The organism is Blautia sp. St.27G3 (assembly GCF_059728505.1).
Genome location: NZ_BAAGFO010000002.1, coordinates 1 through 14,213, shown reverse-complemented (window position 1 = coordinate 14,213; position 14,213 = coordinate 1). Strand labels below are relative to the sequence as shown.

Annotated in this window: 8 protein-coding genes, 1 pseudogene and 1 other annotated feature; all 9 genes and pseudogenes read right to left on the bottom strand. The window is 43.9% G+C overall.

Annotated features, from left to right (window positions below):
- Positions 1–55 precede the first annotated feature (55 nt).
- Complete coding sequence (gene thrC, locus AC6I2O_RS09565; protein WP_120391649.1) at positions 56–1,543, bottom strand: threonine synthase; 1,488 nt, start codon at positions 1,541–1,543, stop codon at positions 56–58.
- A 94-nt stretch (positions 1,544–1,637) separates the two neighbouring features.
- Positions 1,638–2,459, bottom strand: coding sequence for a cell wall hydrolase (locus AC6I2O_RS09560; protein WP_120391648.1), 822 nt, complete (start codon positions 2,457–2,459; stop codon positions 1,638–1,640).
- Positions 2,460–3,003: 544 nt separating this feature from the next.
- Positions 3,004–3,999, bottom strand: a complete 996-nt coding sequence (locus AC6I2O_RS09555; RefSeq protein WP_120391646.1) for a 2-hydroxyacid dehydrogenase — start codon at positions 3,997–3,999, stop codon at positions 3,004–3,006.
- A 134-nt stretch (positions 4,000–4,133) separates the two neighbouring features.
- On the bottom strand, positions 4,134–5,810 hold the full coding sequence (locus AC6I2O_RS09550) for a 2-isopropylmalate synthase (RefSeq protein WP_497742509.1): 1,677 nt from the start codon (positions 5,808–5,810) through the stop codon (positions 4,134–4,136).
- 182 nt (positions 5,811–5,992) lie between these two features.
- Positions 5,993–6,249, bottom strand: a binding site (T-box leader).
- A gap of 54 nt (positions 6,250–6,303) precedes the next feature.
- The gene (locus AC6I2O_RS09545) at positions 6,304–7,974 is read right to left on the bottom strand and encodes an ABC transporter ATP-binding protein (protein ID WP_120391645.1); all 1,671 of its coding nucleotides are present in this window, start codon (positions 7,972–7,974) and stop codon (positions 6,304–6,306) included.
- Entirely contained in the window at positions 7,964–10,150 is a 2,187-nt protein-coding gene (locus AC6I2O_RS09540) for an ABC transporter ATP-binding protein (protein ID WP_497742508.1), read from the bottom strand. Before AC6I2O_RS09540 ends, AC6I2O_RS09545 begins: the two co-directional genes overlap by 11 nt.
- 17 nt (positions 10,151–10,167) lie before the next feature.
- The gene (locus tag AC6I2O_RS09535; protein WP_120391643.1) at positions 10,168–11,565 is read right to left on the bottom strand and encodes a sodium-dependent transporter; all 1,398 of its coding nucleotides are present in this window, start codon (positions 11,563–11,565) and stop codon (positions 10,168–10,170) included.
- 381 nt (positions 11,566–11,946) lie between these two features.
- Complete coding sequence (locus AC6I2O_RS09530) at positions 11,947–12,780, bottom strand: DUF2971 domain-containing protein (protein ID WP_497742968.1); 834 nt, start codon at positions 12,778–12,780, stop codon at positions 11,947–11,949.
- 155 nt (positions 12,781–12,935) lie between these two features.
- Positions 12,936–13,181: pseudogene (locus AC6I2O_RS09525) on the bottom strand (YjdF family protein); the annotation flags it as partial.
- Between the last annotated feature and the right edge of the window lie 1,032 nt (positions 13,182–14,213).

Sequence of the window (14,213 nt, the reverse complement as noted above, 5' to 3'; positions counted from 1 at the left end):
TTCGTTCACCTCTCTTTTTTCACACTCCTGTATCCGCCCTGCGGTACAGCTGCTATCATATACCCAAAAAAGCTTTTACTGCTTCTTCCATCGCATCCTTTTCAATTACTTTATCATGAAGAACCGGAGCGTTTCGAATTTCCTCAATTGCATTCGGAATCGCCGTGCCTGAAAGCCGACTCAGCTCGTCAATCAGAGCAAAATCATCCATGCCGCTATACTTTTCATCAATTGCCTCCATCACACTGCGTGCAAACTTATACGGACTTGCCGTAGATGCAATCAATGCCTTTGTATCGTCTTTGCTTTGCTCCTGATACCGGCAGCAGACACAAGATGCAACTGCCGTATGCGTATCCAGTACATACCCCGTCTCCTGATAAAGTCGCGCGATCTCCTTTGCAGTATCCTCCTGCGTCGCATATCCGCCGATGAAATCCTGCATTCTGTTTCTCATCTCACTCGTAATCTCATAGCTGCCTTGCTCAGAAAGCGCACGCATAAGCTCCTGATTCGTCTTTGCATCATCTCCCGCCATACGATAGATCAGTCGTTCCAGGTTGCTCGAAATCAAAATGTCCATGGACGGAGAGGTCGTAAGAATAAAGTCACGGTTGCGATTGTAAATTCCGGTCTCGAAGAAATCAAACAGTACGCGGTTTTCATTGGATGCACAGATCAGACGGCCAATCGGAATCCCCATATTTTTCGCATAATATGCGGCCAGAATGTTTCCGAAATTCCCGGTAGGAACCACAACATTCACCTTTTCCCCGTCTTTTATCTCGCCTGACTTCAAAAGCCTTCCGTATGCATAGGCATAATAAACAATCTGCGGAACAAGTCTTCCGATGTTAATGGAATTCGCAGAAGAAAAACAAAAGCCTGCACGATCCAGTTCTTCCTTTAACGCTTCATCGCCAAACAACTTCTTAACACCGGACTGCGCATCATCAAAATTGCCAAGAATACCAATGACACAAGTATTTTTTCCCTTCTGTGTCACCATCTGCTTCTCCTGCACAGCACTCACGCCGTTTTTCGGATAAAAAACAATAATCCTCGTGCCCGGCACATCGGCAAACCCGGCAAGCGCTGCCTTTCCAGTATCACCGGAAGTCGCTGTCAGAATCACAATCTCATTTTTTTCCTGATTCTTCTTTGCCGCTGTCGTCATTAGATAAGGGAGAATGGACAGGGCCATATCTTTAAATGCGATCGTCGCACCGTGGAACAACTCCAAATAAAACCTGCCGTCTGCCTTTTTTACAGGTGCGATCTCCTGCGTATCAAACTTTTCATCATATGCCATACGAATACAGTACTTGAGCTCTTCCTCCGTATAATCTGTCAGGAATTGCTTCATCACCGCATATGCCGTCTCATGATAATTCATCTGCGCCAGCTCTTTTGTCGGAAAATCAAGAACCGGGATCTGTTCTGGCACAAACAACCCGCCATCCGGTGCCAGTCCTTTCAATACAGCCTGTGAAGCGGTCACCTGATGAGCTTCATTTCTTGTACTTCTAAACATTAAATTCATTTCGTTCATCCTTTTTCTTTTTTATCAGTGCATTACCTTCGCAGTATAGCACAGAAAAAGGACCGTTGCAATGAAAACAACAGTCCTTTTTTACTCACGCCTCTTCCACATATTCTTTGTATGTGAAGTACTCATGCCCGCCATACTCGAACAGCTTTACAAGGCTGGAATCAAACCAGCGCATGTTGACACTCTCTGCCGAATCCCGCGCTGCAAAAAACAAGGCGCCCTGTGAAAAATCTTCTCCCTGAAGCACACGCTCCACAGCTTCCACCGTCGTATCTGTAACTGTGCAGGAATAGAACCTGCCGTCAGCCGTTGGCTGGAACTGTGATTTCTGCCATACCACTTCATAAATGGTATCAGGGAAATGCGAATCCCGTACACGGTTGAGTACAACGCCGGCCACCATCATCTTGCTGGTCACATCCCCGCCAGTTGCCTCAGCTTCTACAATCTGCAACAGCGTATAATACTCGTCCGATGACATCTGATTGTCATGGACTGCCTGCTGCGCGTAATAGCCAAGTTCACTGGCAACCTTTGTTCCCGCCTCGATGGTGGTTCTATGAATAGCTCTTCTATCCACCCCGCTGACTCCTGCCAGTACTTCTTCATTCGCACTTGCAACGCTCACCAGCCTGGTAGCATCAGAATATCGTTCCATATCTGCTACTCCATTAACGACTCCCATCAGACCTGTCTGAGCCTGCTGCACCCTTCCCTCTTCCTCAGCCGAGGAATCTACAGCATATACTCGTCCATGTCCACCGGTATCAAATTCTGAAATACCAACTACTACCCAGGTGACCAGAAGTGCACCTGTTAGAATCAGCACAATGTCCAGAATATAACGGCCAATGATACGTCGTGTGAAATCATAGAATGAGTTCAGTCCGTTTTGTAACAGCATCATAAATTCTCCTGTCGCTCGTTTTGCTTCCGCGTCTCTCCCCTTGCGGAATGCCTGTCCCTTATCACTTATTCATGAATGCTACTTCCCACAACGTACCTGTATTATACAAAATATCGAAACGATCTGTCAATATATTTTTTATATTTTTGTAACATATTATTTCGACGACTTTTTTCGTTCTTTAAAATATATTATTTTTATATAATTTTTTTCTATAATCATCTTATTTTTTGTAAAATATAACTGTTCTATTTTCCAGTATTTGTCACTTTTGACATTTCCCAAAAATTTTCTCATTCGCATTTTTCCTTTATTTTTCGAGCTTTCCTGTCGAATCAGAAATATTTCTGGCATATTTTTAACATTTATGTAATATTTTTTAACTTTTTTCCTTTTTTATTTCTTCAGATGAAAAAAGCAAAACGGCTGCCACAACCGTCCGTATTCGACGAATAAATTGTGTGGCAGCCATCTTTTGTGACTTTCTACGTAATGAAATCTTTTCCTCGAATCTGCTTCCCCGAATTTCGGACTATACTATCAATCAGGACAACAGCTCATTTGCTCCACGCTCTCCTTTCGCAAAAGCCAATGCATTCTCAAGCGTTGTCTCGCTAATTGCACGCAGCGCCTCCACCGTAAAAAATCCCTGATGCGAGGTTACCATGACATTCGGGAAAGACAGAAGCCTTGCAACTGTGGAATGCTGCAAAATCTCATCGGATTTATCCTCGTATACCTGCCCGTTTTCTTCCTCGTACACATCAAGACCAACCGCAAAAAATTTATTGTCACGAATTCCCTGCACAAGATCATCTGTTTTGATCAGTCCTCCTCGGGAAGTATTCACAAGAATCACACCGTCCTTCATCTTGCTAATTGATTCCTTATTAATTATGTGGTAACTTTCCTCAGTCAAAGGGCAATGCAGAGAAATCAGGTCTGAATTGGAAAGCAGCGTATCAAGATCAACATACTCGGCAAAATCGAGACTCTTATTCGGATACATATCATATGCCAAAACCTTCATGCCAAGTCCATAACAAATACGGGCCATCGCAGCACCAATACGTCCCGTACCGACAATTCCCGCAGTTCTTCCGTAAAAAGAAATCCCCATCAGGCCTACCAGACTGTAATTATTTTCACGCACCTTAATATAAGCCTTGTGCAGTCTCCGCGTTGCAGTCAGGGCAAGCGCCAGCGCATACTCTGCAACAGATTCCGGCGAATATCCCGGAACCGTCGCCACACGAATGCCACGTTTTTTTGCCTCCTCCAAATCAACATTGTTATAACCTGCACAGCGCATCAGAATCATCCGGATTCCACAGTCTCCCAGAATCTCCACAGTTCTCGTGCCGATGTCCATATTAACAAAAGCACACACAGCATCATAACCTTTTGCCAATGCTGCCGTGTTCGGTGTCAAATCCGGCTCAATAAAGTTTATTTCGATGCCCTGGTAGCGTTCCTTCTGTATACACTCTGTAAAAAATCTCTCATCATAACTTTTCGTACCAAAAAACAAAATTTTCATATGCCTGTTACCTCCTTCTTTTCTATTATAAAAGTATTCACATAATTCAGAAATAACATGCATCCATAAAAAAAGGCTGTCGCACAATCCGAAAATTTTACAAAAGCCGAATTGTGTAACAACCTTTTCCTTTTTTAAACTTCTTTCGTATGAGATTCAACCATATGGTTCACCGCAGTCAGTAGCGCGTCAATCGACGCTCTGATAATATCGACATCCAAACCAGATCCCCAGTGAATCTTTCCGCTCTTGTCACGAATTCCGACATATGCGATTGCGCGGGAGCTTGAGCTCTGCTCCAGCGCATGCTCTTCATACGTAACCAGATCATATTCCAGACGGAAATGTTTCTTTAACGCATTGCTCACCGCATTCAGACGTCCGTTTCCGGATGCCACAATCACGCTGGTCTTTCCGTCATAGTTGGCCGTAACTTCCGCAATAATACCGTTATGCTGTTTGAAATGTACTTCCTCAATCCGGTACGGTTCCGTGATATTCTCAAACTTCTCTTTAAACAGCTGGAAAATCTCTTCCGGCATAAGCTCTTTATGCTGCGTATCGGAAACACCCTTCGTGATATATCCCATCGCCTCGCGCATCTTCTTTGGAAGCCGCAGACCGTAATGCTGCTCCAGAATATAACCGACACCGCCTTTGCCGGACTGGCTGTTAATGCGGATCACATCTGCATCGTAGGAACGTCCGATATCAGTCGGATCAATCGGAAGGTAAGGAACTGTCCACGTCTCACAGTGATGCTCCTCACGGTATTTCATTCCTTTTGCAATCGCATCCTGATGGGAACCGGAAAAGGCCGCAAATACCAGAGCGCCGCTGTACGGGCTGCGTTCATCCACTTTCATTCCCGTGTATGTCTCATATGCTTCTGTGACAGCCGTCATGTCTGAAAAATCAAGCTCCGGATTCACGCCCTGCGCATACATGTTCATGGCAAGCGTTACAATGTCCACATTTCCAGTACGTTCTCCGTTTCCGAATAAAGTGCCCTCAATCCGATCCGCACCGGCAAGAAGCCCCAGCTCTGCATCTGAAATACCGCATCCACGGTCATTATGCGGATGTAGCGAAATCACAACGTTTTCTCTGTATTTCAGGTGCTCATTCACATACTCAACCTGGCTTGCATAGACATGTGGCATTGACATCTGCACCGTACTCGGAAGATTGATGATGGCCTTCCGGTCAGCTGTCGGCTGCCAGATATCCAGAACTGCATTGCACACGTCCACCGCATAATCAACCTCCGTTCCGGTAAAGCTCTCCGGGCTGTACTCAAAACGGTAGTTCGCCCCTTCCTCTTCAGCAAGCTTTTTCAAAAGCTTTGCGCCGTCTACTGCAATCTGAAGAATCTCTTCTTTGGACTTATGGAACACCTGCTCGCGCTGTGCAAGAGAGGTAGAATTATATACGTGCACAATCGCATTTTTCGCACCCTTAAGAGCCTCAAACGTTTTGCGGATGATATGCTCTCTCGCCTGAGTGAGCACCTGCACCGTCACATCATCCGGAATAAGGTCTTCCTCAATCAGCCTGCGTAGAAACTGGTACTCTGTATCCGAAGCCGCCGGAAAGCCGACCTCAATCTCCTTAAAACCAACCTGCACCAGAAGCTTGAAAAACTGAATCTTCTGTTCCAGCGACATCGGTACCACCAGCGCCTGATTGCCATCACGCAGATCTACGCTGCACCATACCGGCGCATGATCCACATATTCCTTCTCAGCCCATTTCAGACAGGAAACGGGCGGCATAAAATACTGTCTCGTATACTTTCTGTAATTCATCATCGCAATCTCTCTCCTTTTCCCTTTCTTTTATAAAATTGCAAAACTTTTCTCAAAGTCAGAATCACGGTAAAATGCGTAAAATAATTAAAATTGTGGAGCGCATTTTGTGTCATGTAAAAATTGAAAAATACTTCAGCAGCACAACGTTTCAGCAACACAAAAAACCGCCTCCCGGAAAATTCCCAAGAGACGGAAGATTACAATCTTTCGCGGTACCACTCTCATTTATGATCGCTCATACACTCATCGGATACGGACCAAGGTCTTATATCCTGCCCGGGTAACGGCCGGGATACCGTCTGCGTCTACTCTCTGTATCATACAGATTTGGGACAGCCGCTCAGGAGTGAGTTCTGTTCATTTCTTTTGATGCCTCGCACCCTCCGGCATCTCTCTGAAAAAAGAATACGAACGTACTATTCTCCATCTTCGCATTTCACTTTACTCTGTTTTCGCTTTGTTTGTATCACTTTAGCATCGAAAAGCGATTTTGTCAACCCCCGTTTTTTCCGATGTGAATTACCTGCTGTGCTTCCCGGATGGTTCCCGGCCTGTGCGCAATCACAAAACAGGTTCTTCCCTGCATCAGAGTCGTCAGCGCCTCGTGAATCTTTTGTTCTGTCCTTGTGTCTACAGAGCTTGTCGCCTCGTCAAGAATCAGGATTTCTGGTTTTCCAAGAATTGCTCTGGCAATCGTCAGCAGTTGTTTCTGACCGTCGGAAAGCTGATACCCGTCCTCTCCCACGACAGTTTCGTACCCTTCCGGCAAAAAACGGATAAAATCATCAGCTCCTGCACGCGTAGCAGCCAGGCGCACCTCCTCTTCGGATGCTTCCGGTTTCCCGTATCGGATATTTTCAAGAATACTGCCCCGGAACAACCAGACTTCCTGCAGCACCATACCGAATTTTGCCCGAAGCGTTCTGCGATCGTATTCCCTTATATCTTTTCCGTCTATGTAAATCGCCCCGCTCTGCACATCATAAAAGCGCATCAGCAGTTTCACAATCGTGGTTTTACCTGCACCGGTACAGCCTGTGATAGCCGTATACGTCCCTGGAGCAATCACTGCCGAAAAATCCGCAAGCACCGGCTCTTTGTCTCCATAGGAAAATGTAACATGCTCAAAACGCACCTCACCGGCTGCAGCTTCTGTTTTTCCTTTTGTTTTTGTTTCTGCTTCCGGTTCTGATTCTGCCTCCAGAAGTTCTTTTAACCGCCCCCACGCAGCACAAGCACAACGTACTTCCCGGAAAGCCTGCGCCACCTGCTTCACTGGTCTTTCTGTGTTCCGGATATAATGAACAAATGCCTGAATATCACCTACTGACAAATTTCCATGCAGTGCATAAATACCACCGACCAGTACTGCTACAACGTATCCTGCCATGGAACCGGCCTGCATGACAACAGACATAAGCCCTGCCGCGAAATCCGCCTGCCACGCTGCCTCACGCTGCCGTTCATTGTACACAGAATACATTTCCGCCACCGTTTCCTCCCGGCCAAAAATCTGAAGCAGACTACGGCCCGAATATATCTCTTCCGCATAGCCGTTTGCCGCAGCATTCGCCTCCTGCCGTCTGTTTGCATATATTTGAAATTTTCTGGATACCAGATACATCAGTACTGCTGAAAACGCCAGAAGAATACCCACTGTTACAGCAAGAAGCGCGCTGATTCGCACCATCATAATCACAATACCTGCAATCGAAGAGATTCCTGTCACAAACTGAAAAATACCATGTCCAGCACTTCTGCCCACTATCTCCGAATCAGAAGCAACACAGTTTTGCAGTTCTCCGACCGACTGTGTTTCAAAATAAGAAAGCGGCAGTGTATGCAGTTTTTTCAGGGAATCTTCCCGCAACCGGCAGGTGAAATCTGCTGAGACTCCTTCCAATATCCAGCCGCAAATTGCCAGAAACACAAATGCAGTAAAATAAATTCCTGCCAGAAGCCTCAGAATTCCCGCAATTGCTTCCAGATCCATGGCTCCTGTCCCATTTAGTTTCGCTAAAATACCGCTGAAAATATATGTTGTGATATCCCCCAAAAGCTGCGGCCCGAAAGCCAGCAGGACGCAGGATAAAATGCCGCATGTCAAAGCTGCCGCAAACCGGAGGCCATATTTTTTTAAATAATCCCGGAATCTAATACACATCCTGCGTCACCTCCCCGGCAGTATGGATATCGCATCCCTGTGAAGCTGCCAGTTCGCGGTAAACATCGCAGCTTTGCAGCAGCTCCTCATGACGCCCCACTCCTGCAATTCTTCCATGATCCAGCACAAGAATCTGATCTGCATCCTGAATCAGCTCCAGACGCGAAGCCGTCATCAGAACAGCCGCATCTTTTGTCTTTTTGGCAAGCGCCGCTTTAAGTTGCAGAGCCGTTTTTGCATCCAATGCCGAATAACAGTCGTCAAAGAGATAGATTCGTGCATCGCCAACCATAGACCGCGCAGCAGCAAGACGCTGCCTCTGCCCGCCCGAAAAATTTGTCCCGCCCGGCGAAACCGCAGCCTCCAGCCCTTTTTCCATTTGGCTGACGAATACTTCCGCCTGCGCTGTCCGGACTGCCTCCATAAGCTCTGCATCTGACGCATCCTTCTTCCTAAATCGGAGATTCTGCGCGATACTCCCGCTGAAAAGTTTTGGATTCTGCGGAATGTAACTGATTGCCCCCGCAAGCCATTTCCTGTCATACGACGCTGCCTCCTTTCCATTTATCAGAACACGCCCCTCACGGATCTTCATTTTTCCAAGTGCCATCAACAAAAGCGCTGTTTTTCCCGTTCCAAGACCGCCGACAACTGCCACAGTCTCACCTGCGCGTACCGAAAAAGATATATCCTGCAATACAGCTTCACTGCTGCCAGGATACTGACACGTCGCATGCTCAAAGCATAGTATGGGTGCCCGCTTGTCCTCTGTTGCTTCTCCTTTGCAACAAGTCTCCTTTTCCTCCGACAATGCCAGTAGCTGTGCAACCCTTCGATATGCAGCTACCCCCTCCGGCAGCGCCGATATCTGGTCCGCTACGGATAAGCATGCACCAATTGCAAGAATCATATACTGGATGCATGCCACATACTCACCTGATTGCAACCAGCCCTGATTGATTCCGGATGCACTGTTTTTTGCCAGCCACAAAAAACCCACGTTCATAACAAGCAAAAGCCCGGGCGTAAGAAAGAAACATGTCCGTCCCGCCCGCGCGCTCATCCTGCTCCAGCTTCCTGCCGCCCGGTGAAACTGTTCCTGCTCACGTTTTTCCTGGCCAAACGCCCGGATCACCATCATGCCCCTCAAATTTTCCCGAATCATGCGCAGCAGATGTCTTTTAGAATTCTGTATCTTCCCTGCAGATCTGTGGCCGATTGTTGTAAAAAATGCGAGCAGAAAAAGTGCCACACCAAAAGCAGTAAGAACTACTGTTCCAAGCTGCCGGCTCATGCGCCATGCAAGCACAGTTCCCCCCACACCGAGCAACAGCAGACATAAAATTTCCTGTAAAAACAGCCGCAAAAAATGCTGTATTTTTTCCGTATCTTCCATCGTCCTTCCGATCAGATCGTTCACCGAAAACGATGCGGCCTGCTCTTCATCCAGGTTAAATACCTGTCGAACCATTCTTCTTCGCAGTTCAAACGCATAATCTGCTGATAGACGCGCCAAAAAACGCGCACTTAAAACCGCTGACAGGATAATTCCCACCACAGACAGAACCATAAAAATAACTTTTTTGAGCAGATAACTGTCCTGAAGTTCCTGCACATGAACACCCTGGATTTCCAGATCTTCACGAATAAAGTTCACAGCAGCCTGATGCACCAGGGTAAGCGGAATTGCTGCAATTCGTTCCCGCGCCGCTTTTGTCAGCTCCAGACGCGCATCTTCCGGAAGTAGTTTCAGAATCCCAAATGCGTCCAGTTCCCGCGGCACATACAAATCTTCCCCCAGCACCTCTTTATAGTCTGCGCCATCCGTAGAAAGCGCATAAACAGCTACCATCGGCGGCGTCATCAAATCTGCCAGCGCTTCCTCTTCCTCGCGATTCATCTCATTTTTCGTATAAACCTGCCCCTCATTGCGATATCCGGCGCATACCTTTTCCTGCTCTTCCTGATTCATGAGCAGCAACAGTTTTTCCATCCCCTCCGCACTGATATGAGTTGCAAGTGCGCTGGGAATTCCGCCCTGACCTACTCCTATATCGATCATCCCGGCAGTCAGATAAGGCAGTGCCAGGGTACAGCCCACCTGCAAAACCAATAAAGCAAGTATCAGAAGCAATCTCCTGTAGCATCCGGTAATCCCCTCGCATACCTTTTTCAAAAGCCCGTCCCCTTTCCTTACAGCGTAATCCAGCCAAACACGTTTGCAACAGAGCTCAATAGAATCAGTACAATGCAGATCGGAGCCAGATACTTCATGAAGAAGCAATACATTCCTTTTCTTCGAAACGAGGAAGACTGCTCCACCTCTTTCGCAATCCTGTCAAGGCCTGCAACACGCGTAACCAGAAGGCAGGTCGCCAGAGCAGCGATCGGCATCATGAGCGAATTTGTCAGGAAATCAAAGAAATCAAGAACAGACATCCCAAGCACCGTAACAAAATCCAGCACGCCAAATCCAAGCGCTGAAGCGGAACCAAATAAAACAATAACCACACCCATCAACAATGTGGAACGACGTCTGCTCCAGCCAAGCTGATCCTCAAAAGTAGAGACGCCGGACTCTGCCAGCGAGATGGCGCTCGTCAGTGCCGCAAGCAGCACCAGCAGGAAAAACGTGATTCCTGCACCTGTTCCGAATCCCATACTTGCAAATACTTTCGGAATCGTGATAAACATCAGGGAAGGACCAGCCTGCAGCATCGCCGGGTCCCCGCCGGAAAATGCAAACACTGCCGGAATAATCATAAGGCCTGCAAGCATTGCAATTGCTGTGTCAAACAATTCTACCTGCTTCGTGGATTTTTCAATATCAACGTCCTTTTCTATATAAGAACCATACGTATACAAAATACCCATGGCAATTGACAGAGAATAAAACATCTGACCCATGGCAGCCACCACAGTCATCCACGAAAAATTGCTGAAGTTCGGAATCAGGAAATACTTTACTCCCTCCAGGGCTCCCGGACGGGTCATAGAATAACCTGCAACAAAAACAGCCAGCACAACAAGCACCGGCATCATCACTTTTGAAACGCGCTCCACGCCCTGCTTAACGCCGCCAAGAAGAACGGCCAGAACGATCAGGGTAAATACAAGGAACCAGAATTCAGCGCTGAAACCATTTGCAATAAAACCGCTGAAATAGCCGTCCTCCGCCAGCACAGCCGTACTTCCTTTCAGATATTCGAACAGGTACTTTAACACCCAGCCGCCAATCACACTGTAATACGGTACGATCAGCATCGGAATTACAGCGTTCACCCAGCCGCCAAACCGAAACGAAGCGCTTTTACCAAAGGCCCCGAAAGCCCCGACCGGACTTTTTCTTGTCATACGTCCCAGCGCAGTCTCTGAGACAATCAGCGCATAGCCGAATGTCAGCATTAAAACCAGATACACCAGCAGGAACATACCTCCGCCGTACTTTGCTGCCAGATACGGGAATCTCCAGATGTTTCCAAGACCTACAGCAGATCCCGCAACTGCCAGCACATACCCGAGTTTTCCTGAAAAACGGCTGCGTACCTTTCCGTTGTTCGGAGAAACTCCGGCATTTTTGTTTTCTTCCATTTTTCTGTCCTCCTTAGAATTTCATTCATTTTTCTATCATACCATGACAGAAGGACAGAAGCAATTCCTTGTACAAAAAAGCCTAATTCAATTTTATCAAGTATTTAAAAAATTAATAAAAAGCTCCTCCAAGCCTTATAGCAAGCTTTGGGCGACTCCTTTTTGCTTTGTCAAATAATGGTTTAGTATAGTAATATGTTTTATATTTATATGATTATTATCTAAGTTACTACAGCTACTAATCGAACTCCTCAGCGGATAGCTTGAACTAGCTATTTTTCCCTCATTTTTCAAGCATTTATTATCCGTATTATTCAGAAATCGCTCTCGTTTTTGTATCAGTCCAAATTTTTAGAGCCAAAATAGAGCCATATTCCAAAGTCAAATCCACCTATAAGATAGTTTAGACCTAAGTATATTTATATCATCAACATCATAACCATAAAATCCCAATAAATGGTAAACGTCATTTTCACCAACCTTACAATCTGACCCTAATATTATTTCTTTTACAGGCATCTCAGCAATAGTATCATATTTCAAATCCAAGTACGAAACAATTTTACCATTTCTTTCCATAAACCCTAATGCATTCGGAAAAATTCTATGAATAAAATTTTGAGAATTACATTCCTCATTTTTCCAATTATAATAATATTCCCAATCATCGCGCGTTTTTTCTATTTCATCATCCAAAACCAACCTCCATTCCTGTTCTATCTCAAATTCTTTTCTTTTAATAAATATAGAATCTTCATACAATAACTTTTTAGCTAATACTATGTCATACGAAACTTTAAATTGACTTTCCAATAAGCCTTGCGTATTATATGAATCTATATCTTTCAAAATACCACTATAAATTAATTCTGCTCTATCTTGTATTATTTCATCAACATTTTTATCATTATGTACATATTGCACTTTTTCAAATCTAAACATCTCCTTAACTGTTTCACATAATTTTACAAACCATTTTTCATCAAATCCAATAGCTATTCCTCTACTTTTATCGGCATATTCCCTCCATTGACCTAATAAATCATATTTTTCAGAAAAGCAAGCTACATAATATAGTCTTTCGCTATCAGATCTTATATTCTTCATCACTTTTTCTAAAATATATTTAAAAGCATTATCTTTGTCCATTCCATAAATAGGACTACATTCAAATCCTCCATCTTTGATATACATATCATAAATTCTATTTTGCACTAAATCCAATATAGATTTCGCTTCTAAATTATCTGTTGACTTGAAATATCAGACATACGCAAAGTATGATTTTTTATGATATTCAAAAATGTTCCTACATTACAATAATGATATACCATATTTTTTCCTTTAATACTCAAATATAGGAGTAGGTGTTACCTTCCCCTATGCTTCTCTTTCCTTTTCTGCTGTTTCAATTCAAACTGCCGCTGTTCCAGGCTCACTGTCTTACGTTCAATTTTCAACTGCTCCTGCTGTAATTTCAAAGCCTGTTGCGATTTTGTTCCTATCCCGGTATTCTGAATCTATTTCCGTACTTCTCGCTGTACCCGTTTAGGATTGCGACCAGCTTCTTTTACATCAGTTTCCATAGCCGGACTAAATCGTAACCTATTCTTCAAAGTATGCCACATATCAGAAAGTAACCCACGCGGACAGGTTACCTCACTTATGGAGAGTTATTTTTTATATTTTAAAGGATTTTTGTGTTGCCTTTTTAACAAACCGCTTGCAACCATCTTCTCAGCCTGGTTACCTTGAAAAGCAATAGAAAACATAGTCTTAACAACTTTAAGGGTTCAAAGGACCGTTTCTATTCAGTACTAATGACAAATCAAATAAATAAATGTCAGTAGCGCAATCAAAAATAAACCAAATTGTATCAAATCATTAAAACTAAACTTATTCTTCATAAGCCCTCACTCCCACTCTATGTAAAACTTTAACCAATATCTCTTTATAAAGCACTTGCTCTTTCAAAATATAACATAATTTCCAGAATATATAAATATCTATTTAAATATTATTGAACTATAATATTTAATATGATATAATAAATTTGTCGGGATAAAACCTGTGGATTGAAATAATAATATTTTAATAGAGGAGAGCTTGCTAATTCAAAAACTTCTGCGAACTCTTCTTTTTTTATGTATTTTGTTAATACAACATGAATCGATATATCCGTAGGTTGATCGCCACTATAAAATTTCGTTCATTGTAAATTCAATGAACTTGACTTTCCAATTATAAGTATTCTGCTTGTACTAAAGGAGTATAGTTTTCAATGATAAATAGAGAAATATTTAGAAGCGATACTACCAGAAATGCACGAAATGAAAAATGACCTTGAAGTTTCAGATACATTATATCTTCTATCATACCTTTTATTATTTTTTAACTTCCATTATCCATTGTTAGAGGTAAAACAACATGTATTCACTAAAATCATCCTTTATTTTACCAATAAATATGTTCTAGTTTCAGACAACATTAATCACCAAACATATTTTAATCATAGCCAATATATTCTATCTAATTCGATTCTTCAAACAAAAAAACTCCCACTAATAAATAATGGAAGTTTTCCAATATGCTTATAAATACAAACATTTCATCAGTCTTCTTGAAATCGGGGCAACAGGATTTGAACA

Coding starts and splice junctions, on each gene's coding strand:
- thrC (WP_120391649.1), bottom strand. CDS start 1,543: ATGAATTTAATGTTTAGAAGTACAAGAAATGAAGCTCATCAGGTGACC.
- AC6I2O_RS09560 (WP_120391648.1), bottom strand. CDS start 2,459: ATGATGCTGTTACAAAACGGACTGAACTCATTCTATGATTTCACACGA.
- AC6I2O_RS09555 (WP_120391646.1), bottom strand. CDS start 3,999: ATGAAAATTTTGTTTTTTGGTACGAAAAGTTATGATGAGAGATTTTTT.
- AC6I2O_RS09550 (WP_497742509.1), bottom strand. CDS start 5,810: ATGATGAATTACAGAAAGTATACGAGACAGTATTTTATGCCGCCCGTT.
- AC6I2O_RS09545 (WP_120391645.1), bottom strand. CDS start 7,974: ATGTGTATTAGATTCCGGGATTATTTAAAAAAATATGGCCTCCGGTTT.
- AC6I2O_RS09535 (WP_120391643.1), bottom strand. CDS start 11,565: ATGGAAGAAAACAAAAATGCCGGAGTTTCTCCGAACAACGGAAAGGTA.